Genomic DNA, 21,401 nt, shown 5'->3' on the forward strand with positions numbered 1-21,401 from the left:
GACTTACGAAAGAGGGCTTGACGACCAGTGCTTGACGTCAACTTCTTCGACGAGCTCCGCATCGGCCTGGCCACCGCCGACGACATCCGCCAGTGGTCGCACGGCGAGGTCAAGAAGCCGGAGACCATCAACTACCGCACCCTGAAGCCCGAAAAGGACGGACTCTTCTGCGAGAAGATCTTCGGCCCCACCCGGGACTGGGAGTGCTACTGCGGTAAGTACAAGCGCGTCCGCTTCAAGGGCATCATCTGTGAGCGCTGCGGCGTCGAGGTGACCCGCGCCAAGGTGCGCCGTGAGCGGATGGGCCACATCGAGCTGGCCGCCCCGGTCACCCACATCTGGTACTTCAAGGGCGTGCCGTCCCGCCTGGGCTACCTGCTCGACCTGGCGCCGAAGGACCTCGAGAAGGTCATCTACTTCGCCGCCTACATGATCACCTGGGTCGACGACGAGCGCCGCCAGCGCGACCTGCCGTCCCTGGAGGCGCACGTCTCGGTCGAGCGCCAGCAGATCGAGAACCGCCGCGACTCCGACCTCGAGGCCCGCGCCAAGAAGGCCGAGACCGACCTGGCCGAGCTGGAGGCCGAGGGCGCCAAGGCCGACGTGCGCCGCAAGGTGCGCGAGGGTGCCGAGCGCGAGATGAAGCAGCTGCGCGACCGCGCGCAGCGCGAGCTCGACCGCCTCGACGAGGTGTGGGCCCGCTTCAAGAACCTCAAGGTCCAGGACCTCGAGGGCGACGAGCTGCTCTACCGCGAGCTGCGCGACCGCTTCGGCACCTACTTCTCCGGCTCGATGGGCGCGGCGGCCCTCAAGGACCGCCTCGAGACCTTCGACCTGGCGGAGGAGTCCGAGCGCCTGCGCGAGATCATCCGCACCGGCAAGGGCCAGAAGAAGACCCGTGCGCTGAAGCGCCTCAAGGTCGTCTCCGCGTTCCTGCAGACCACCAACAAGCCCAACGGCATGGTGCTGGACTGCGTCCCGGTCATCCCGCCGGACCTGCGTCCGATGGTGCAGCTGGACGGTGGCCGCTTCGCGACCTCCGACCTGAACGACCTGTACCGCCGCGTGATCAACCGCAACAACCGCCTGAAGCGGCTTCTCGACCTCGGCGCGCCCGAGATCATCGTGAACAACGAGAAGCGCATGCTCCAGGAGGCCGTCGACGCCCTGTTCGACAACGGCCGTCGCGGCCGTCCGGTCACCGGCCCGGGCAACCGCCCGCTGAAGTCCCTCAGCGACATGCTGAAGGGCAAGCAGGGTCGTTTCCGCCAGAACCTGCTCGGCAAGCGCGTCGACTACTCGGCCCGTTCGGTCATCGTCGTCGGCCCGCAGCTCAAGCTGCACCAGTGCGGTCTGCCCAAGGCCATGGCGCTGGAGCTCTTCAAGCCGTTCGTGATGAAGCGCCTGGTCGACCTGAACCACGCGCAGAACATCAAGTCGGCCAAGCGCATGGTCGAGCGTGCCCGCCCGGTCGTGTGGGACGTGCTCGAAGAGGTCATCGCCGAGCACCCCGTCCTGCTGAACCGTGCGCCCACCCTGCACCGCCTCGGCATCCAGGCCTTCGAGCCCCAGCTGGTCGAGGGCAAGGCCATCCAGATCCACCCGCTCGTCTGCACCGCGTTCAACGCGGACTTCGACGGTGACCAGATGGCCGTCCACCTGCCGCTCTCCGCGGAGGCGCAGGCCGAGGCCCGCATCCTGATGCTGTCCTCGAACAACATCCTGAAGCCGGCCGACGGTCGCCCCGTCACCATGCCGACCCAGGACATGGTGCTCGGTCTGTTCTTCCTGACCTCGGACCGGGAGACGGTGAAGGGCGGTGGCCGTTCCTTCTCCTCGACCGCCGAGGCCGTCATGGCCTTCGACGCCCGCGAGCTGGACGTCCAGGCCCCGATCGAGCTGCGCCTGCCGGCCGGCACCGTCCCGCCGCGCGGCTGGACCCCGCCGGTGGACGAGGAGGGCCAGACGGCCTGGTTCGACGGCGAGCCGTTCCGCCTGACCACCACCCTGGGCCGCGCGCTCTTCAACGAGCTGCTGCCCGAGGACTACCCGTTCGTCGACTACGAGGTGGGCAAGAAGCAGCTCTCCGCGATCGTCAACGACCTGGCGGAGCGCTACCCCAAGGTCGTCGTCGCGGCGACCCTGGACAACCTGAAGGCGGCCGGTTTCCACTGGTCGACCCGCTCGGGTGTCACCGTCTCCATCTCCGACGTCGTCGTCCCGCCGAACAAGCCCCAGATCCTCGAGGGCTACGAGGCGAAGGCGGAGAAGGTCCAGCGTCAGTACGAGCGTGGCCTGATCACCAACGACGAGCGCAAGCAGGAGCTCATCGGCATCTGGACCCAGGCGACCAACGAGGTCGCCGAGGCCATGAACGAGAACTTCCCGAAGACGAACCCCATCTTCATGATGGTCGACTCGGGTGCTCGTGGAAACATGATGCAGATGCGCCAGATCGCCGGTATGCGTGGTCTGGTGTCGAACGCCAAGAACGAGACCATCCCGCGACCCATCAAGGCGTCGTTCCGTGAGGGTCTCACCGTGCTGGAGTACTTCATCTCCACCCACGGTGCCCGTAAGGGTCTGGCGGACACCGCCCTCCGTACCGCCGACTCCGGCTACCTCACCCGTCGTCTGGTCGACGTCTCCCAGGACGTCATCATTCGCGAGGAGGACTGCGGCACCGAGCGCGGCCTGAAGCTGGCGATCGGCACCGTCGGTGCGGACGGCGTGCTGCGCAAGGCCGACGACGTCGAGACCAGCGTGTACGCCCGCATGCTCGCCGAGGACATCACGGTGGACGGCAAGCTCCTTGCCACCGCCAACACCGACCTCGGTGACGTGCTGATCGACGAGCTGATCCGCCACGGCATCGGCGAGGTCAAGACCCGCTCGATCCTGACCTGCGAGTCGGCCGTCGGCACCTGCGCCTTCTGCTACGGGCGTTCGCTGGCCACCGGCAAGCTGGTCGACATCGGTGAGGCGGTCGGCATCATCGCCGCCCAGTCCATCGGTGAGCCCGGTACCCAGCTGACGATGCGTACCTTCCACACCGGTGGTGTGGCCGGTGACGACATCACCCAGGGTCTGCCGCGTGTCGTCGAGCTCTTCGAGGCCCGTACCCCCAAGGGTGTGGCCCCGATCTCGGAGGCCACCGGCCGGGCGCGGATCGAGGACACCGAGAAGACCCGCAAGCTCGTCATCACCCCGGACGACGGCAGCGACGAGATCGCCTACCCCGTCTCCAAGCGTGTGAAGCTGCTGGTCAGCGAGGGCGAGGCGGTCGAGGTCGGCCAGAAGCTGACCATGGGTGCCACCAACCCGCACGACGTCCTGCGCATCATGGGCCAGCGTGCCGTCCAGATCCACCTGGTCGCCGAGGTCCAGAAGGTCTACAACTCGCAGGGTGTGTCGATCCACGACAAGCACATCGAGATCATCATCCGGCAGATGCTCCGCCGCGTGACGATCATCGAGTCGGGCGACGCCGAGCTGCTCCCGGGCGAGCTCGTCGAGCGCGGCCGCTTCGAGACCGAGAACCGTCGCGTGGTCGCCGAGGGCGGTCACCCCGCCTCCGGTCGTCCGCAGCTGATGGGTATCACCAAGGCCTCGCTGGCCACCGAGTCCTGGCTGTCGGCCGCCTCCTTCCAGGAGACGACCCGGGTCCTCACCGACGCGGCGATCCACGCCAAGTCGGACCCGCTGCTGGGCCTCAAGGAGAACGTCATCCTCGGTAAGCTCATCCCGGCCGGTACGGGTCTGCCCCGTTACCGCAACATCCGGGTCGAGCCGACCGAGGAGGCCAAGGCCGCGATGTACTCGGCCGTCGGCTACGACGACTACGACCTGTCGCCCTTCGGCGCCGGCTCCGGCCAGGCGGTCCCGCTGGACGACTACGACTACGGCCCGTACACCGGCTGAGTCCGACGTTCGGCTGTCAGGGCGGTCACCCCTCGCGGGGTGGCCGCCCTGCGGCGTTTCCGCTGCGGGGGCCGGGGCGTAGGGGGCGCCGGGAGCCCTGCGGGGCACGGATTAGGTTCCCCGGCACAAGTCGCGTAGAGTCGTGTTTACCGACGCGGGGTGGAGCAGCTCGGTAGCTCGCTGGGCTCATAACCCAGAGGTCGCAGGTTCAAATCCTGTCCCCGCTACTCAGTAGCAAACGAAGGGCCCGGAGGCATCAAGCCTCCGGGCCCTTCGTCGTTCCCGGGAGCCGCCCCTCCCTCGTGCGGGGGAGGGGCCGGAACCGCTCTGGTGAGGGAGGCGGGGGAGGGGGCGGCCGGGGGAGGCTTCGGGTGTCGGGACGGCGGGGCTTTCGAAGGGGGCCGGGCATGAGGCGGGTACTGGGCGCGATGGCGATCACGGGGGCGGTGCTGGTCGGGATGTCGGCCTGCCTGCCCTTCGGGGACGACCAGGAGCACCGGACCGTGGACTACGGGGTGTCGGAGCCGGTCAGGGGACTGGTGGTCGAGGCGCACACCGGCGGGATCGTGGTGACCGGCGGCGGCGACGCGGTGCACGTGACCGAGGCGCAGAACTACCGGGGCGAGGCGCCGCGGACCACGCACGGGGTGAAGGACGGCGTGCTGCGGCTGACGTACGACTGCCGGGGCTGCGGTGTCGGGTACACCGTGCAGGTGCCGGCCGGGACGAAGGTGCGGGTGACCCAGGAGACCGGCGGGGTGCGGCTGGTCGGGCTGGCCGCCGAGGTGGAGGTCTCGGTGGACACCGGCGGGGTCGAGGCCACCCGGCTGACCTCGCAGACCGTCCGGTTGAGCACCCGGACCGGCGGGGTGCGGGCCGAGTTCGCGGCGGCGCCCGTGAAGGTGGAGGCGAAGGCGGAGACCGGCGGGGTGCGGGTCAGGGTGCCGACCGGGGAGGCGTACGCGGTGGACGCGCACGCCGGGGCCGGCGGAGTGGAGCTCGGGATCCCCTCGCAGCCGGGGGCGGCGCGCAGCATCACGGCGCGTACGGGCGCCGGCGGGGTGTCGGTCGACGGTGTCTGATCGGGCCGTTCCGGAGGTCCTGCCGGTAGGGCATGATCTTCTCCGCGGGGGCGGCGCCCCCGGACCCGGGGGAGGGGCGACGGTGGTGCGAACGGCGCGCTGGCGGAGCTGGTCGGCCGGGCTGAGTCCGTACGTGCTGGACTCGCTGCTGGCCGTGGCATCGGCCGGGATCTCGGTCTGGGCGGTCGGCAACGACGACACGGCCTGGCCGTGGTGGGTCTACCTGGTGGCGGTGTCCGCCTCGCTGTCGCTGCCCTGGCGGCGCCGGGCGCCGCTGTCCGCGCTGGCGGCGGGCAGCGTGGCCTTCATGACGCTGTCCGTGGTGGCGCACTCGGCGAGTCCGCAGGTGCCGCTGGCCGGGGTGATCGGCATCTACACGGTGGCGGAGCGCTCCCCGGACCGGCAGCGCTGGACGGTGCTGGCGGTGGTGGTGGTCGCCAACGTGATCGGCACCCACTCGCTCAACGGCATGCTGTTCAGCCTGCTCACCTCGGTCGGCTCGTTCGTCTTCGGCTCGCTGGTGCGCGCCCAGCGGCGGCTGGCCCGGCTGGAGGCCGAGCGGGCCCGTGAGGCGGGGGAGCGGGCGGCGAGTGAGGCGGGCCGCGCGGTGGTGGAGGAGCGGGCCCGGATCGCCCGGGAGATGCACGACATCCTGGCGCACGCCGTCTCACTGATGATCATCCAGGCCGAGGCCGGGCCGCTGGTGGTGCACGCCGACCCGGACCGGGCGATCCGCGCCTTCGACACCATCGCCGACACGGGCCGCGACGCGATGGTCCAACTGCGGCGCGTCCTCGGAGTGCTGAAGGAGGAGGGGGCCGGCCCCGAGCTGGCCCCGCAGCCCCGGCTGGCCGAACTCGCCGACGTGGCCGAGCGGGTGCGCCGGGCCGGGCCTGCGGTGGAGCTCGAACTGGCCGACGGGCTGGTCGCGGTGCCCGCCGACCTCCAGGCGGCGGCGTACCGGATCGTGCAGGAGGCGCTGACCAACACGGTCAAGCACTCCGGCGCCGACCGGGTGGCGGTCCGGGTGCGGCGGTCCGGGGACACCCTGGAGGTCGTGGTGTCCGACAACGGGCGCGGGCTGCCGGTGACCGCCGACGGCGCGGTGAACGGCTGGTCCGGCGGCCGCGGGCTGGTCGGCATCCGGGAGCGGGCAGCGGCCTGCGGCGGGCGGGCCGAGGCCGGACCCGGACCGGAGGGCAAGGGCTTCCTGGTGAGTGCCCGGCTGCCGTTGGGGGCGCCGGGCGTGGTGGAGAAGGTGGGCGGATGAAGCCGATTCGGGTGGTCGTCGCGGACGACCAGGAGCTGGTGCGGGCAGGGTTCGGGATGATCCTGGACGCGCAGCCCGACATCGAGGTGGTGGCCGAGGCCTGCGACGGCGCCGAGGCGGTCGAGGCGGTCCGCGTCCACGGGCCGGACGTCCTGCTGCTGGACGTCCGGATGCCGGTCATGGACGGGCTGGAGGCGGCCCGCCGGGTCTGCGCCGAGTTCCCGTCCACCAAGGTGATCATGCTGACCACCTTCGACGCCGACGACTACGTCTTCGACGCGCTGTACGCGGGCGCCAGCGGCTTCCTGCTCAAGGACGTCCGGCGGGACGACCTGGCGCACGGGGTGCGGATGGTGGCCTCCGGGGAGGCGCTGCTCGCGCCCTCGGTGACCAGGCGGCTGATCGGCGAGTTCGCCGCCCGCCGCCCGGGCTCGCCCGAGCGGGCGGTGCGGCCGCCGTCCAGGCTGCTGGAGCAGCTCACCCTGCGCGAGCAGGAGACCCTGCGGCTGCTGGCGCGCGGGCTCTCCAACGCGGAGATCGCGGCCGAGCTGGTGGTCAGCGAGCACACGGTGAAGACGCACGTCAGCAATGTGCTGAGCAAGCTGGGGCTGCGGGACCGGGTGCACGCGGTGGTGTTCGCGTACGAGGCCGGCGCGGTGGTGGCGGGGGAGGGGTAGGGGCCCTCCTGCGGGGCCCTGGCGGGCGCGCGGGGCCGGGGCTCCCCCGTGCGGGGGAGGCGGCGGGTTCGCCGGTGCGGGCGATCCGCGACGAGGGGTGCGGCGGACAGCATCTGTGGTGTCGGAACGGACCACGGGCCAGGGGCCACGGGCCACTGATCACCACAGGAGATCGTCGGATGGACACCTTGCAGCAGAACCGCCGCACCGCCTACGCCGTCGTCGGCGCCCCCGCCCTGATGGCCCTCTACGGGGGGATCCGGCTGATCCCGGGCTCCCGGGCGCCCGGCCTCGGCTGGACGGTCGGCCACACCGCGATGTTCGCCGGGCTGCTGCTGTTCGCCCCGGTCCTGCTCGCCCTGCGCGGGCTGCTCGCCCCGCGCGGCACCACGGCCGGGCGGCTCGCGGCCGGTGCCGCGCTCGGGACGGCGTTCGCGGGCCTGGCGGCCTCGCTGGTGCAGATCGGGATCGACCTGTACGTCGGCCTGGCGGCGGCGGACAAGGCCGGGCAGTCGCGGATGTTCGACCGCGTTCAGAGCGTCCCCGGGGTGCTGCCCGCCGTCTACCGGATCGGCCCGCTGCTGTTCTACGTCGGCCTGCTGGCCCTGCTGGTCGCCGCCGCGGTGGGCGCGGCCCGGACGCTGCCCTGGTGGAGCCCGGTGCTGATGCTGGTCGGCACCGCCGCCTCGGGGGTCGACCTGGCGCTGATCCCGGTGGCCTCGGTCTGCTACCTGGCGGCGCTGGCCCCGCTGGCCCGCCGCTCCGCCGCGCCCCGCCCGGCACTGGCCTGACCGGGTGCCCCGGACGGGCAGTACGGATGGGCGCCCGCCCCCACGGGGGAGGGGCGGACGCCCGTCAACTCATCCGGAACACCGGTCCGCGCGGGGTGAACGGCAGCCCGGCGCCCCGGGGGACGAGGAAGGCGTGCTCACGGCGCACCCGCAGCACGTCGCACGCGCCGTCGGTGATCACCAGCACGGGCGCCCCGCGCGGGAAGTCCTCGGCCCGCTCCAGCAGGTCGACGCCCGGCTGCAGCTCGGTGCCGCCGCGCCCGCGCACCCGGACCCGGCCGGCGATCTCGCCGACCGGGACGTACCCGGCGTCGTGCGGTGCGGCGTCGCAGTGCACCACCCGGGCCGCGGGCACGTCCCGGGCGGCCGCGTACGAGGCGATCGCGCCGAGCGCCTTGCCGAGCAGCACCCGGTTCATCGAGCCGGAGGTGTCCAGGACGACGCCGAAGGTGCAGCGCGGCACCTCCTCGGGCGGGTGGTAGCGGCCGGCCCGGGGGATGTCCGGGGTGGCGGACTGCCGTCGGGCCGGGCGGGAGTAGCTGCGGACCGGCTCCGGGCGGGGCACGAACTCGTCGAACCAGCGGGCCAGCCGGGCGTCCCAGGGCAGCGGCGGGTGGGCGAGGGCGCGGATCTCCTCGACCAGCCCGGCGGGCAGCAGCCCGCGTTCGCGCTGGTGCAGCTCGAAGCCCTGCTGGAGGCCGCGGCGGTAGAAGTCGTCGAGGTCCACGTAGTCGCGCGGGCCGCGGTCCAGCGGTGCGCCGAGGATGTCCGGGCGGTTCTTGCCGGCCAGGGTGGCGAGCCGGCGGATCCGGCGCTCGTCGCGGACGATCCGGTCGTACACCTCCTCGGCCGACAGCCCCTTCAGCTGCGGGTCGTGCAGCAGGCCTTCCGGCATGTCGCCGACGCCCATCTCCAGCAGCCAGCCGTTGATGACGTAGTCGGCGGCGACGTTGAAGAGGAACGGGTCCCGGCCGCCGCGGCGCTCGCCGTGCCGCAGGGCGGCGTGCAGCATCTCGTGGCCGAGGATGAACCGCCACTCCTCGTCGGTCTGCTGGCGCAGCGGGTTGATGTAGACCTCGCCGGCCTCGGCGTTGACGGCGGCGATGGTGATGCCGTGGGCGCGGGCCAGCTCGGCGTCGGCGACGACGGTGAGGCCGGCCGCGATGCCGCCGAGCAGCGGGTAGGAGGAGACGAACCAGCCGAGCGCCCTGGTCCACGGCCGTTCGGGCAGGCGCTCGCCGGTCTCCTGGTCGAAACGGCCGCCGGCCCGGTCCATCGCGGCCGACATGGTGCGGGTGAGGGCGGCGGCGAAGGCCATCGACCAGTCCTCCGGGGTGTGGCCGTGGTCCTGCCACTCGACCAGCAGCTGGTCGTGGTCGGCGGTGCCGGCCGTCCCGGCGGTGACGGCGGGCGGCAGGCCGTCGCGGCGCCAGCGGGCGGCCAGCTCCTCCTCGTCGCCGCCCGGGTACTCCTGCGGGAGGGCGACCGGGGGGCGGCCGACCGGGAAGGTCGCGAGGAAACGGTTCACCACCGCGCAGCGGGCCGCCTCCTCGTAGGCGTCGGGCTGGACCCGGACACCCCGGGCGGCCGGGACGTGGCCGAAGCCCAGGTGCAGCAGGCAGTGCGCCAGCACCCAGGCCCACTCCTCCGGCTCGGCCCGGCGGCGCGGGTTGACGTGCACGGTGCCGTCGGAGTCGACCACCGCCCAGCCGCCGGGCGGGGCCAGCCCGCAGTCGTCCCGGCGGCAGAAATCGGCGGGCACGGCGTCGAAGGCCGGGTTCTGGCGCAGCAGCCGGACCCCCTCGGCGAAGACCTCCGCGCCCGGGTCCGGCTTCTTCGCACCCTTGTGGACGGAAGGGCTCACCGGCGGGCCTCGACCAGCCGGGGCATGTCCCGGGCCGCCTCGATCAGGAACCAGGAGGGCAGCACCGGATTGCCGTCCGCACCGTCGGCGATCACCGTCTGGGCGACCTCCACCGAGATCTCGGCCAGCTGCACCAGCAGCGACTTGGCCCGGAAGGCGGTCTGCCGCTGCGCCCCCGAGGCGTGCTCCTTGCTGGCCGGCAGCTCCTTGACCAGGCGGCCGCGGAAGGCGTCGGCCAGGTAGTAGAGCAGGTCGCGGTCCTCCAGCCGGTGCGGCCAGCGGGCGTCGCCCTTGAGGATCGCCTCCAGGCCGTACGCGTTGCGGACGATCTTGGCGTAGCCGCAGAAGGCGATCGCGTGCTGCGGGGTGAGCAGCCCGTACGCGAGCACCTTGAGGGTCTCCTCGTCCAGGGTGGGGCCGAAGGAGTGCAGCGCGTCGGAGAGCATGTGCCAGGCGCGCGGGGTGGAGAACGGCTCCTCGGTCTTCGGCGGGGCGGACCACAGGTGGTCGGGCCGGTCGGTGACGTAGTCGATGACCCAGGGGTGGATGCCGGCGCCGGCCGCCCAGCGCAGCCAGTCCGCGGCGCTGGCCCGCAGGTGCACGTGGACCATGCGGTTGACCAGCGCGGACGCCATCGGCCGGGCGAGCGCGCCGTCGGTGGCGCGGTTCCCGGCGCCGATCACGATCGAGCCGGGCGGCAGCTCGTACGAGCCGATCCGGCGGTCCAGGATCAGCGAGTAGAACGCCTTCTGGACGTCCGGGGTCGCCGCGTTGAGCTCGTCCAGGAACAGGCAGTACGGCTCGTCGCGGGCGATCTGCTCGGGCGGGCAGAACCGGGAGCGGCCCTCCGGGGTCAGCTGCGGGACGCCGATCAGGTCCTCCGGGGCGAGCTGGGTGCCGACCAGGCTCACGCACTCCAGGCCGAGCGACTCGGCGAACTCCCTTACCAGTGAGGACTTCCCGATCCCGGGCGCGCCCCAGAGGAACACCGGTCGGACGGTGGCCAGCCCGAGCAGCAACTCGGGAATCTGGACGGGCGAGACGCTGACTGCTCCCTGCACGGGGCTCCTTGGCGAGTGGTGGGGTGACCGGCCCAGTGTGCGGCGGCAGTTGACGCGGCGCACCCGGATTTTCGCTGGCGCCCCGAACCGGGCCGCCCGTACCGTCCGGGGCATGAACGCGAAACGCCCCCTGATCGCCGTCCTCACCGGCGCGGGCATCTCGACCGACTCGGGCATCCCCGACTACCGCGGCCCGCAGGGGCTCTGGCAGCGGGACCCGTCGGCCCAGGACCTGGTCACCATCGGCCCGTACCGTGCCGATCCCGAGGTGCGGCGGCGGGCCTGGCGGCTGAGGCTGGAGACGGGCGTGCTGGGGGCTGAGCCGAACGCCGGGCACCGGGCGCTGGTCGATCTGGAGCGCTCGGGGCTGCCGCTGCGGGTGCTCACCCAGAACGTGGACGGGCTGCACCAGCGGGCCGGGCTGCCCCCGCGCAAGGTGCTCGAACTGCACGGCACCGCACTGGAGGTGCAGTGTCTGGGCTGCGGGGCGACGGGGCCGATGGCGGAGGCGCTGCGGCGGGTCGAGGCGGGCGAGCCGGACCCCGCCTGCCGGGCGTGCGGGGGGATCCTGAAGCCGCGCACGGTGATGTTCGGCGAGAACCTGGACCAGGAGGTGCTCGGGCAGGCCGACTCGATCGCCCGGGCCTGCGACGTGTTCATCGCGGTCGGTACCAGCCTCCAGGTGTTCCCGGTGGCCGCGCTGCCGTACGACGCGGTGCGGACGGGGTCGAAGCTGATCATCCTGAACGCCGAGCCGACGCCGTACGACGAGGCCGCTGACGAGGTGATCCGCGAGCCGATCTCCCAGGCGCTGCCGGCCCTGGTGCGCAGGCTGGTGGGGGAGGGGCTCTGAGGAAGGGGCTTAAAAAGGGGTGAACCGCATGCGTACGATGATCCTTCCGGCTCCCCCCTCATGGCCTGGAGTGATCGAGCGATGACGACGACGGCGAAGTTCGACCCCTGGTCGGCGGCGTTCGTGGCCCACCCGTACGACGCGTACGCCGAGTTGCGCGAGCACGCGCCGGTGACGTACTTCGAGCCGACCGGGCAGTGGCTCGTCTCGCGGCACGAGGACGTCAGCGCGCTCCTGCGCGACCGGCGGCTCGGGCGCACCTACACCCACCGCTTCAGCCACCAGGAGTTCGGGCGGCCCGAACCCGACCCGGCGCACGAGCCCTTCCACACCCTCAACGACTTCGGGCTGCTCGACCTGGAGGCCCCCGACCACACCCGGATCCGCCGGCTGGTCTCCAAGGCCTTCACCCCGCGCATGGTCGAGGGCCTGCGGCCGACCGTCCAGCGGCTCGCCGGGGAACTCGTCGACGGCCTGCTCGCGGCCGGCGGCGGCGACCTGATCGCCGCCGTCGCCGAGCCGCTGCCGGTCGCCGTGATCGCCGAGATGCTCGGCGTGCCGGAGGGCGACCGGCACCTGCTGCGGCCCTGGTCCGCCGACATCACCGGCATGTACGAGCTCAACCCGAGCGAGGAGGCCGCCCGCAAGGCCGTCACCGCGAGCACCGAGTTCTCCGACTACCTGCGCGCCCTCATCCGCGAACGCCGCACCGCCCCCGGCACCGACCTGATCAGCGCGCTGATCCAGGCCCAGGAGGGCTCCGACGCGCTCAGCGAGCAGGAGATGATCTCCACCTGCGTGCTGCTGCTCAACGCCGGCCACGAGGCGACCGTCAACACCACCGGCAACGGCTGGTGGGCGCTGTTCCGCAACCCCGGCGAACTCGCCCGGCTGCGCGGCGCGACCGACGCGCTCCTGCCCACCGCCATCGAGGAGCTGATGCGCTGGGACACCCCGCTGCAGCTGTTCGAACGGTGGGTCCTGGAGGACATCGAGCTGCGCGGCGTCACCATCCCGCGCGGCTCCGAGGTCGCCCTCCTCTTCGGCTCCGCCAACCGCGACCCCGAGCGCTTCACCGACCCCGACCGCCTCGACCTCGGCCGCACCGACAACCCCCACATCACCTTCGGCGCCGGCATCCACTTCTGCCTCGGCGCCCCGCTCGCCAGGCTGGAACTCGCCGAGTCCTACGGCGCCCTCCTGCGCCGCGCCCCCGGCCTGCGCCTGGCCCGCGAACCCGAGTGGAACCCGGGCTACGTGATCCGGGGCCTCCGGGAACTGGTGGTCGAGGTCTGAAATCCCCCCTGACGCCGGGGAACCGGGTTCGGGGGCGGTGCGTCGAAGGGCCATGACGAAGCGCAGCGTCGCAGGGCATGGCCGTTCCCGCCGTCGGGTGGGGCTGCTACTCGCCGCCGGGTTGGCCGTCGGCCCGGCGCTGGCGGGGTGCGGGAGTACGGCGGGCGGGGGGCCCGCGGTGGTGCGGGCCTCGACGTCGGGGAGCCGGGCGGCGGTGGATCCGGGGCAGGTGGCGGCGGTCGCGGCCGGGACCAGCGCGTTCGGGCTGGACCTGCTGCACGCGCTGACCGCGACGCCGGACGGGGCGGGGCGCAACGTCGTGGTCTCGCCGGCCGGGCTGGCGGGCGTGCTCGGGATGCTGCTGCCGGGGGCGCGCGGCGCCACCGCCGAGGAGCTGGCCAAGGCCCTGCACACCGGGCTCGACCCGCGCCAGTACGCCCTCGCCGTCGGCGCGCCGGACAGCGGGAGCCGGGCCGGCGGCGACCAGGTCGTCCTGCGCCGGTCCGACGCCCTGTGGACGCAGCAGGGCCTGGCCGTCGCCCCGGAGTACCTGGACACGCTCGCCGCCGCCTTCGACACCGGCGTGCACCCCGTCGACTTCGCCAGGGACCAGGCCGGTGCCCGCGGGAGCATCAACGCGGCGGTGGAGAAGGCCACCGAGGGGCGGATCAAGGAGCTCTTCGGCCCGCGGCAGATCACCGCCGACACCCGGCTGGCACTCACCGACGCGCTCTACCTGAAGGCGGCGTGGGCCTCCGGGTTCAAGCCCGCGAACACCTCCGAGCGCCCCTTCCACCGGCTGGACGGCTCCACCCCGTCGGTGAGCACGATGAGCCGCACCGGCACCCTCCGGTACGCCGAGGGCTCCGGCGGCATCGTCGGCGAACCCTGGCAGGCCGTCGAACTCCCGTACGCGGGAGGCGGGTTGGCGATGGACCTGATCGTCCCCGCGCAGGGCGGGTACGCGGCCTTCAGCAAGGGCCTGGACCAGGCCCAGCTCGACCGGATCCTCGGCGGGCTCGACGAGCGGTCCGTCGACCTGACCCTGCCGCGGTTCCACTTCGACACGGCCAACGACCTCGTCCCCGCCCTGCGCTCACTCGGCGTCAAGGCGGCCTTCGACGCACCCGACTTCACCGGCATCACCGGCAAGGAGCCGCTCGGCCTGGGCGCGGTGGTGCAGAAGGCCACCGTCGAGGTGGACGAGGACGGTACGGTCGCGGCGGCCGGCAGCGGCGCCGGGGTGGTGGTGATGGCGGCGCCGGCCGCGCCGGAGTCCGTCCAGCTGCACATCGACCGGCCGTTCCTGTTCCTGATCCGCGACACCGCCGACGGGCGGCCGCTGTTCCTCGGCCAGGTCACCGACCCGCAGGCGCCCTGAGCCGACCCGCAGGCCAAGCAGCCGAAACAGCCGAAGCAGCCGGGGGAGGACCGGGCGTCACCAGGCCGGGTAGCGCCCGCCGAGCGCCGGGTGGGCCGGGTCGCGGCTGCCGAACAGCACCAGCAGGTCGTCCGCGACCCGCAGCAGTTCGGCCCGGCCCTCGACCGCCCCCGCCCACTCGGCGGGCAGCGCCGAGGCGCCGTACGCGGCGCCGACCAGGTTGCCGCAGACCGCGCCGGTGGAGTCGCTGTCCCCGGAGTGGTTCACCGACAGCAGCAGCGCGCTGCGCACCGGGTCGGGTTCGAGGGTGGTCGCCAGCAGCGAGTACACCGCGATGGCCAGGCACTCCTCGGCGGTCCAGCCGAGCCCGACCCGCTCCACGGACTCCGCCGTCGGCTGCGACTCCTGGGCCACCCGGACGGCCCGGGCCAGCGCCTGCACCGTCTCCTTGGAGCTCGGCAGCTCGCGGATCTGCTCCACGGTCTCGCCGACCGCCGCCCACGGCTCGGTCCCGTTGGCGAGCCGCTCGACCAGCGCCGCGAAGGCGCCCGCCGAGAGGTAGCCGGTCGGGTGCCCGTGGGTGAGCTGGGCGCACTGCACGGCCAGCCCGAAGGACAGCTCGACGCCCAGCCGGGCCAGCCCGAACGGCGCCGAGCGCATCACCGTGCCGCAGCCCTTGGAGTCCGGATTGATCGGCCCCGGCTGCCCGATCACGGACGGCGACTCGAACTCCGGGTGCTCGGACACCCCGCTCATGCAGGCGTTGCCGGGCGCCCGCGACGCGTACAGGAAGGGCCTGGTCAGCAGCCAGCCGTCGTACGGGCGGGGCTGCGGCGCGGTGGCCGGCGAGTCCTGGCGCTGGGTCAGCAGCCAGCGCCGGTACGCGGCGTGGACGGCCTCCGGCACCGAGCCGCCGCCGCCCGTCCAGCCGCGGACGAACGCGCGGATCAGGCCCTCGGCGGTGAACAGGGTCATCTGGGTGTCGTCGGTGACTTCGACCGGCCCGGCGCCGGGCGGCAGCCCGGTCACGCCGTCCGGCCCGTACCGCTGCTGGATCTGGTGGAGCTGCTGGAACTCCACCGGCCAGCCCAGCGCATCGCCGACGGCCCCGCCGAGCAGCGCCCCGCGCACCCGGTCGCGGTATCCCGATTCGGCCGCCGACTCCGTCACGTCGATCCCCCTTGGTTCATGGCGGGATACGTTCTATCAGGTCTACCGGCGGATCTGCCCGGCGCGCCCGTGCAGCGCGGCGCGGTCGGCGGCGGCGCGCCCGGCCGCCCAGCCCACGCCGTCGCTCACCCGGACCCGCTGCGAGACCAGCTTGGGGAACAGCCGGCCGACCTCGTCGTCCACCGCCTCGGAGCGGGCCGCGAGCGCGGGCAGCAGCCGCTCGTCGGGCAGCAGCTGCTCCTCGGTGCCGTCCTCGCGCAGGTGCCGGCCGGCCGCGGCGGCGCTGGTCGCGCGCTCGGTGGCGGCGGTCAGCCGCTCGCGGATCCGCGCCGCGTACGCGACCAGGAAGGAGTGCCGGAACGCCTTGCTGCGCGAGTCCCGGCGGGAGCCGGCCTTGTTGAGCGCGTGGGTGGCCTGCACCAGCAGCGAGGTGTAGAGCAGTTCGACGCCGTCCAGGTCGCCGTCGAAGCCGACGACGGTGCAGAAGCCGAACTCCTTGGCCCACACCACCCGGCACCGGTTGGCCGCCGCGACGGCGTCCAGCAGCATCGTCTTGGGGCTCTCGTACGGGTTGTCCACGCCGATCCGCAGCGCCGCCGGGGTGTTCCGGTCGTCGCGGGTGGCGGCCAGCAGCGCGTCGTCGATGCTGTGCTGGGCCATCAGCTGCTGGGCCTTGGTGGTGAGCGCCTCGGCCTCCTCCGGGTACTCGGTGGACTCGGCCTTGGCCAGCAGCGCCCGGATCCGGGCCAGCATCCGCGGCTCGCCGGTCTGCGGGCCGGCGGCGCGTTCGGCCTGCGGCCGCCCGCCGGGCGCGGGGCCGACCGGGGAGATCGGCGGCAGCCGGCCCCAGGTCCGCAGCAGCTCCAGGGCGGCGGTGGCGAGCGCGAAGCGGTCCAGCCGGTGCCGGTCGGCGAAGGCGCCGAGGTACTGCTCGTCTCCCGGCCACCACACCTCGGCCTCCAGCTCGCGCAGCTGCTCGTGCCAGCGCCGGTCGAGGGCGGCCGCGGCGTGCCGACGGCCCTCGGCGGCGATCAGGTCCACCGCGAGGGCCAGGTGGACGGGCTTGAGCCCGCGCCGGACCACCCGGGCCAGGTCGGCCGGGCGCCACCCGGCGGACCAGCAGCGGCCGACGGCGGTGTCCGCGTACGCCAGCAGGGCCCGGCTGACCGCCGGCCACTGCCCGGCCGAGGCGGCGAGCAGCGACGCCCCGGTGTCCAGGGCGAGGTCCAGCGTCTCGTCCGGGGCCGTCAGCACCGATCGCACCGCCTGCTCCAGCAGTGGGCCGGCGCCCCCGTCCCCGTCCTGCTGCGCGCGCTTGCCCACGGTGTGTCCCTGCTCTCCTCGACGGTCCGGCCTCCCGCCCATGATGCCGGAGCGCCCGGCCCCTTCGACGGGACCGGGCGCTCCGGGTGACGCAGGCGACTCAGCGCTCGACGGCCTTGGCCAGGATCTCCGGGGCGCGCTCCAGCAGCCGCCCGGCCGCGAAGCGGATGCCGAGGGCGGCGACCAGGGCGCCGTAGAGCGGGCCGACCAGCAGGACCGGCCAGGTCGGGCCGGCCGAGAGCAGCGCCCAGCCGAGGTAGCCGCTCACCGGCAGGGAGAGCAACGCCACACCGAACAGCGAGCCGAACTGGTTCACCAGCACCAGGCCGCCCTGCCCGGGGGCGGCGTTGCGCATCGGGTTGCTGTCAGCCGGCATGGTGTACGGCGCCAGCACGCTGAGCGTCGCGCCGAGCGCGACGCCGCAGCCGAGCAGGGCGAGCGCGAGGCCGAGTGCGGACGGCAGGCCGGCCCAGTCGCCGGTGGCGGCGGCCAGTACGGGCCCGAGCACCAGCGTCACCGGAACGGCGTACGACAGCACCGCGTAGGCCCGGCCGCGCAGCTCGTCCCGGGCGTCGGCCGGGGTGAGCAGGGTGGCGGCGACCATCCAGAACGCCGAGCCGTCCATGCCGAACAGGTTGAGCATCTGCAGCCCGAGGAACATCCCGGTCATCGCCAGCAGGTAGACGCTCGACCAGCCCTGGACCATCGACAGCACGCAGATCACCAGCGTCATGCCGATGCTGGTGAACACCGCGGCCTTGGCCCGCGGCTCCCGCCAGGCGTACCGGAGGTGGCGCTGCATCACCGCGCCTACCCGGCCCTCGGGCAGGAAGCTCCAGCCGCGCGAGCTCTGCACGCCGCGGGCCACCTCCAGGGTGGAGGAGTCGGCGGTGACCATCAGCTCCTGGAGGCTGCCGCGCCACCAGCGCAGCAACAGGGCGAGCAGCGCCGCGGCCGCGGCGAGCTGGAACAGCGCCAGCCCGTACCGGCCCTCGCCGGCGGTGCGGGCCGCGTCCGCCGCGCCGACCGGCGGCAGCCAGCGCAGCACGGAGGCGATCGGCGCCAGCGGGCTGAGGTCGAGGTGGTCCCCGGGCCGGCCGAAGACGCTCTGCGAGCCGACGTTGGCGGCCTGCACGAGCAGGGCGAACAGCAGTCCGCCGAAGATCGCGAAGTCCTTGCCGCGCCGGCTGGAGAGCATCCGGGCGTTGCCGGCGGCGACCGCCCGGGAGAGCGTGACCAGGCAGAGCACGGCCAGCGGGACGCCGACCAGCGCGGCCGCGGCCGAGGCACCGCCGTTGGCGCCGGACAGCGCCGCGCCGGTCACCAGCACCAGGCTGACCAGCGGGCCGGGTCCGATCAGCGCGGCCAGCAGCGAGCCGCGCAGCAGCGGGCCGGGCCGCAGCGGGAGCATGGTGAGCCGGGTCGGGTCGGCACTCTCGTCGCTGGAGAAGAGGAACAGCGGCAGCGCCGCCCAGCCGAGGGTGAGCACGCCGAGCAGCATCACCCCGGCGTCCCCGGAGCCGTCGAAGCGCCCGTTCATCATGGCGAGGGCGAAGGCGATGCCGGCCGCGAAGGCCAGGCCGAGGACACCGCCGATGACGTACACGGCGGTCCGGCCGGGGCTGCGCCGCAGGCCGTTGCGCAGCAGCCGCAGCTTGAGCGCGACCAGGGCGCGGACCACCGTCCGCCCGTCGGGCACCGGGGTACGGGCGGCCGCGGGGACGGTGCTCACTGCCCGCCCCCGAGCTGCGCGCCGGCCTGCCCGCCGAGCTGCCCGTTGCCGGCCGGCGCGTTCCCGCCGGCCTGCCCACCGGCCTGTCCGCCGAGCCAGCCGAGCGCCTGGCCGTCGTCCTCGCGGACGCCGATCAGGCCGAGGAAGGCCTCGTGGAGGCTGCGCCCGCCGCGCACGGTGTCCAGCGGGCCCTGGGCGATCACCCGGCCGGCGTTGACCACGGCGACCCAGTCGCAGAGCTGTTCGACCAGTTCCATCACGTGGCTGGAGAAGACCACGGTGGATCCGGCCGCCGCGTACCGCTTGAGCACGCCGCGGATGGTCTGCGCGGAGACCGGGTCGACGCCCTCGAAGGGCTCGTCGAGGAACAGCACGTCGGGGTTGTGCAGCAGCGCGGCGGCCAGACCGATCTTCTTGCGCATGCCGGTGGAGTAGTCGGCGACCAGCTTGTCGGCGTCGCGGGCGAGGTCCAGGACGGCCAGCAGTTCCTCCGCGCGGCGGTCCACCTCGGCGCCGGGCAGGCCGCGCAGCCGTCCGTTGTACTGCAGCAGTTCGCGGCCGCTGAGCCGCTCGAACATCCGCAGCCCCTCGGGCAGGATGCCGATCCGGGCCTTGACCGCGACCGGGTCGGCCCAGACGTCGCCGCCGTGGATGAGGACGGTGCCCTGGTCGGGCCGGAGCAGGCCGGTGGCCATGGACAGCGTGGTGGTCTTGCCGGCGCCGTTCGGGCCGACCAGGCCGATGAAGGAGCCGGCCGGCAGCTCCAGGCTGAGTCCGGCGACGGCGGCCTGGCCGCCGAAGTGCTTCCACAGCCCCTGGATGCTGACGGCGGAGGGGGTAACGGGTACGGGGTGGTCGGACGGCGGCGGCGCTGACGCCTGCATGGCGGCCTTCTCTGTTCGCTGGCGGATGGGTGTCTCGGACTCAGCCTGTCACTGCGGAATCGGGCTGTCTCCCGAGTTGAGGATCCCCTGAGAGAGTGGGCCGAACGGGTGAGGCGCGCCGCCCGGACGGCGCGTTACGGCGGGTACCGGGCTGGAATTGGCAACTACTCAGCCCCGCCGTTCGTCCTGCACTATGAGGGACAGTGAGGGACAGCGAGGGGCGCGGGGCCGCGCCGGGTGCCGGGAGGTGCGGATGGCCGTTCAACCGTGGGGAGCCTCGGGCCCCGACGAGCCGGATCGCCGCGGGGACTGGCAGCCCCAGCCCGTCCCGAAGTCCGTCCCGCAGCCCGGGTTCCACACGGGGATGCGCGCCGGGCACGCGGACCGGGACCGGACGATCGACGTGCTGAAGGCCGCGTTCGCCGAGGGCCGGCTCTCCGCCGAGGAGTACGAGCAGCGCCACGAGCAGGCCTCCGTCGCGCAGACCTACGGCCAGCTGGCCGGGCTGGTGTCCGACCTGCCCTCCGGCCCGATGCCGGCGCCGATGGCCTTCGCCGCCCCGCCCGTCCCGGCGACCTTCCTCCCGCCGCCTCCGCCGCCGGTCCGCTCCGTCAACGGGCTGGCGGTCACCTCACTGGTCTTCGGCCTGACCGGCCTCTCGCTGCCCGCGGTGGTCGTCGGGCACCTCGCGAAGGCCCAGCAGAGCAGCCACGACCGGGCCGGCGACTGGATCTCCACCCTCGGCCTGCTCTTCGGCTACGCGGGCTGCGCGCTCTGGACGCTGCTGCTCCTGGTGATGCTGCAGGTGCCGGTCTGAGCGGGCCGGCCCGGGTGCGTCCCGCCCCGGTGGCGGCGGTCGGCGGGCTGTGGTAGAGCGGGTGGAGGGCGGCCCGACACCGGGTGGTCGCGTCCGGGACACTCCCGGGACATCCGGCCGAAGGTCGCGACCTGCGGCGTTGCATTTGTTTTGACCGCGCCCGATGCGCTAGGTACGCTCTGACCTTGTGCCTGGGGTGTCCCCGGGTCCTTGTGCGTGCATGCACACCGGTCGCCGCGCCGAGCCGGAGCGCCTTCCAGCGCCCCGCGCGTTGAGCGCCGTCGCTGTACATCAGCTCATGGGATTCCGTGTCGGAATAAGCCCAACACACCCGACCGCGTGGGTCGACCACGGGGCCGTGTGCGGGGGATCACCGCAGGTTAGTTTTACCAAGCCTTGGCACACAGAAAACGGAGAAACGGTGCCTACGATCCAGCAGCTGGTCCGAAAGGGCCGGCAGGACAAGGTCGAGAAGAACAAGACTCCCGCGCTGAAGGGTTCCCCGCAGCGTCGTGGGGTCTGCACGCGTGTGTACACGACCACCCCGAAGAAGCCGAACTCGGCTCTCCGCAAGGTCGCCCGTGTGCGCCTCACCAGCGGGATCGAGGTCACCGCTTACATCCCGGGCGAGGGCCACAATCTGCAGGAGCACTCCATCGTGCTGGTGCGCGGTGGTCGTGTGAAGGACCTTCCTGGTGTCCGCTACAAGATCATCCGCGGTTCGCTTGACACCCAGGGTGTCAAGAACCGCAAGCAGGCTCGCAGCCGCTACGGCGCCAAGAAGGAGAAGTAAGAATGCCTCGTAAGGGCCCCGCCCCGAAGCGCCCGGTCATCATCGACCCGGTTTACGGCTCCCCGGTCGTCACCCAGCTGGTCAACAAGATCCTGCTGCACGGCAAGCGCTCCACCGCCGAGCGGATCGTCTACGGCGCCCTCGAGGGCGTTCGTGAGAAGACCGGCTCGGACCCGGTCGTGACGCTGAAGCGCGCGCTGGAGAACGTCAAGCCGGCCCTCGAGGTCAAGTCCCGCCGTGTCGGTGGCGCGACCTACCAGGTTCCGGTCGAGGTCCGTCCGGGCCGCGCCAGCACCCTGGCGCTGCGCTGGATGGTCGGTTACTCCCGCGCCCGTCGCGAGAAGACCATGACCGAGCGCCTGATGAACGAGATCCTCGACGCCAGCAACGGCCTGGGCGCTTCCGTGAAGCGTCGCGAGGACACCCACAAGATGGCCGAGTCCAACAAGGCCTTCGCGCACTACCGCTGGTAGTCCCTACCCCGTC

The 21,401-nt window shown here is 73.1% G+C and carries 17 protein-coding genes and 1 tRNA gene; 12 read left to right on the forward strand and 6 right to left on the reverse strand.

The window, feature by feature from the left end:
- The first annotated feature begins 27 nt into the window (after positions 1 to 27).
- The 6 genes from OG556_RS20635 (at position 28) to OG556_RS20660 (ending at position 7,741) form a co-directional block, all read left to right on the forward strand.
- Positions 28 to 3,921 carry a DNA-directed RNA polymerase subunit beta' gene (locus OG556_RS20635; protein WP_350877062.1) on the forward strand — a complete coding sequence of 1,298 codons (3,894 nt, stop codon included), beginning with the start codon at positions 28 to 30 and terminating at the stop codon, positions 3,919 to 3,921.
- 153 nt (positions 3,922 to 4,074) lie between these two features.
- A tRNA-Met gene (locus tag OG556_RS20640) sits at positions 4,075 to 4,148 on the forward strand.
- 180 nt (positions 4,149 to 4,328) lie between these two features.
- Positions 4,329 to 5,003 carry a DUF4097 family beta strand repeat-containing protein gene (locus tag OG556_RS20645; protein WP_371518404.1) on the forward strand — a complete coding sequence of 225 codons (675 nt, stop codon included), beginning with the start codon at positions 4,329 to 4,331 and terminating at the stop codon, positions 5,001 to 5,003.
- Positions 5,004 to 5,085: 82 nt separating this feature from the next.
- Positions 5,086 to 6,273 (forward strand): sensor histidine kinase, encoded by a 1,188-nt coding sequence (locus tag OG556_RS20650; RefSeq protein ID WP_371518405.1) that lies wholly within the window; start codon positions 5,086 to 5,088, stop codon positions 6,271 to 6,273.
- Positions 6,270 to 6,950: a response regulator gene (locus tag OG556_RS20655; RefSeq protein WP_371518406.1), complete on the forward strand. Its 681-nt coding sequence runs from the start codon at positions 6,270 to 6,272 to the stop codon at positions 6,948 to 6,950. Before OG556_RS20650 ends, OG556_RS20655 begins: the two co-directional genes overlap by 4 nt.
- Before the next feature lie 179 nt (positions 6,951 to 7,129).
- Complete coding sequence (locus OG556_RS20660) at positions 7,130 to 7,741, forward strand: hypothetical protein (RefSeq protein ID WP_371518407.1); 612 nt, start codon at positions 7,130 to 7,132, stop codon at positions 7,739 to 7,741.
- Positions 7,742 to 7,805: 64 nt separating this feature from the next.
- Here OG556_RS20660 and OG556_RS20665 read toward each other — a convergent pair whose 3' ends face one another.
- Positions 7,806 to 9,605: a hypothetical protein gene (locus tag OG556_RS20665; RefSeq protein ID WP_371518408.1), complete on the reverse strand. Its 1,800-nt coding sequence runs from the start codon at positions 9,603 to 9,605 to the stop codon at positions 7,806 to 7,808.
- Positions 9,602 to 10,666: a MoxR family ATPase gene (locus OG556_RS20670; protein ID WP_363369345.1), complete on the reverse strand. Its 1,065-nt coding sequence runs from the start codon at positions 10,664 to 10,666 to the stop codon at positions 9,602 to 9,604. Before OG556_RS20670 ends, OG556_RS20665 begins: the two co-directional genes overlap by 4 nt.
- A 112-nt stretch (positions 10,667 to 10,778) precedes the next feature.
- On the opposite strand from OG556_RS20670, the gene OG556_RS20675 reads away from it, so the two are divergent.
- From OG556_RS20675 to OG556_RS20685, 3 genes are all read left to right on the forward strand, one after another.
- Positions 10,779 to 11,519 carry an NAD-dependent deacetylase gene (locus tag OG556_RS20675; RefSeq protein ID WP_371518409.1) on the forward strand — a complete coding sequence of 247 codons (741 nt, stop codon included), beginning with the start codon at positions 10,779 to 10,781 and terminating at the stop codon, positions 11,517 to 11,519.
- An 81-nt stretch (positions 11,520 to 11,600) separates the two neighbouring features.
- Positions 11,601 to 12,815 carry a cytochrome P450 gene (locus tag OG556_RS20680; RefSeq protein WP_371518410.1) on the forward strand — a complete coding sequence of 405 codons (1,215 nt, stop codon included), beginning with the start codon at positions 11,601 to 11,603 and terminating at the stop codon, positions 12,813 to 12,815.
- 214 nt (positions 12,816 to 13,029) lie between these two features.
- On the forward strand, positions 13,030 to 14,196 hold the full coding sequence (locus OG556_RS20685) for a serpin family protein (RefSeq protein WP_371518411.1): 1,167 nt from the start codon (positions 13,030 to 13,032) through the stop codon (positions 14,194 to 14,196).
- A gap of 57 nt (positions 14,197 to 14,253) precedes the next feature.
- Here the strand turns inward: OG556_RS20685 and OG556_RS20690 are convergent, their stop codons facing one another.
- From OG556_RS20690 to OG556_RS20705, 4 genes are all read right to left on the reverse strand, one after another.
- A complete protein-coding gene (locus OG556_RS20690; protein ID WP_371518412.1) occupies positions 14,254 to 15,366 on the reverse strand; it encodes an ADP-ribosylglycohydrolase family protein in 1,113 nt (370 codons plus the stop codon).
- A gap of 42 nt (positions 15,367 to 15,408) precedes the next feature.
- Positions 15,409 to 16,689: a DUF2786 domain-containing protein gene (locus OG556_RS20695; protein ID WP_371518413.1), complete on the reverse strand. Its 1,281-nt coding sequence runs from the start codon at positions 16,687 to 16,689 to the stop codon at positions 15,409 to 15,411.
- Between the two features lie 100 nt (positions 16,690 to 16,789).
- Entirely contained in the window at positions 16,790 to 18,421 is a 1,632-nt protein-coding gene (locus OG556_RS20700; RefSeq protein ID WP_371518414.1) for a transporter, read from the reverse strand.
- A complete protein-coding gene (locus OG556_RS20705; RefSeq protein WP_371518415.1) occupies positions 18,418 to 19,305 on the reverse strand; it encodes an ABC transporter ATP-binding protein in 888 nt (295 codons plus the stop codon). The genes OG556_RS20700 and OG556_RS20705 overlap by 4 nt, the downstream gene beginning before the upstream one ends.
- Before the next feature lie 253 nt (positions 19,306 to 19,558).
- Between OG556_RS20705 and OG556_RS20710 the strand changes: the two genes are divergently transcribed.
- From OG556_RS20710 to rpsG, 3 genes are all read left to right on the forward strand, one after another.
- On the forward strand, positions 19,559 to 20,122 hold the full coding sequence (locus OG556_RS20710) for a DUF1707 and DUF4190 domain-containing protein (protein WP_371518416.1): 564 nt from the start codon (positions 19,559 to 19,561) through the stop codon (positions 20,120 to 20,122).
- A 421-nt stretch (positions 20,123 to 20,543) separates the two neighbouring features.
- Positions 20,544 to 20,915: a 30S ribosomal protein S12 gene (rpsL, locus tag OG556_RS20715; RefSeq protein WP_014144289.1), complete on the forward strand. Its 372-nt coding sequence runs from the start codon at positions 20,544 to 20,546 to the stop codon at positions 20,913 to 20,915.
- A gap of 2 nt (positions 20,916 to 20,917) precedes the next feature.
- Positions 20,918 to 21,388: a 30S ribosomal protein S7 gene (gene rpsG / locus OG556_RS20720; protein WP_030055803.1), complete on the forward strand. Its 471-nt coding sequence runs from the start codon at positions 20,918 to 20,920 to the stop codon at positions 21,386 to 21,388.
- The last annotated feature ends 13 nt before the right edge of the window (positions 21,389 to 21,401 follow it).

The organism is Kitasatospora sp. NBC_01300 (assembly GCF_041435235.1).
Classification (GTDB): Bacteria; Actinomycetota; Actinomycetes; order Streptomycetales; family Streptomycetaceae; genus Kitasatospora.

Excerpts from the sequence above, each read along its gene's own strand:
- OG556_RS20645 (WP_371518404.1), top strand. The coding sequence starts at position 4,329 with ATGAGGCGGGTACTGGGCGCGATGGCGATCACGGGGGCGGTGCTGGTC.
- OG556_RS20655 (WP_371518406.1), top strand. The coding sequence starts at position 6,270 with ATGAAGCCGATTCGGGTGGTCGTCGCGGACGACCAGGAGCTGGTGCGG.
- OG556_RS20660 (WP_371518407.1), top strand. The coding sequence starts at position 7,130 with ATGGACACCTTGCAGCAGAACCGCCGCACCGCCTACGCCGTCGTCGGC.
- OG556_RS20675 (WP_371518409.1), top strand. The coding sequence starts at position 10,779 with ATGAACGCGAAACGCCCCCTGATCGCCGTCCTCACCGGCGCGGGCATC.
- OG556_RS20680 (WP_371518410.1), top strand. The coding sequence starts at position 11,601 with ATGACGACGACGGCGAAGTTCGACCCCTGGTCGGCGGCGTTCGTGGCC.
- OG556_RS20705 (WP_371518415.1), bottom strand. The coding sequence starts at position 19,305 with ATGCAGGCGTCAGCGCCGCCGCCGTCCGACCACCCCGTACCCGTTACC.
- OG556_RS20710 (WP_371518416.1), top strand. The coding sequence starts at position 19,559 with ATGGCCGTTCAACCGTGGGGAGCCTCGGGCCCCGACGAGCCGGATCGC.
- rpsG (WP_030055803.1), top strand. The coding sequence starts at position 20,918 with ATGCCTCGTAAGGGCCCCGCCCCGAAGCGCCCGGTCATCATCGACCCG.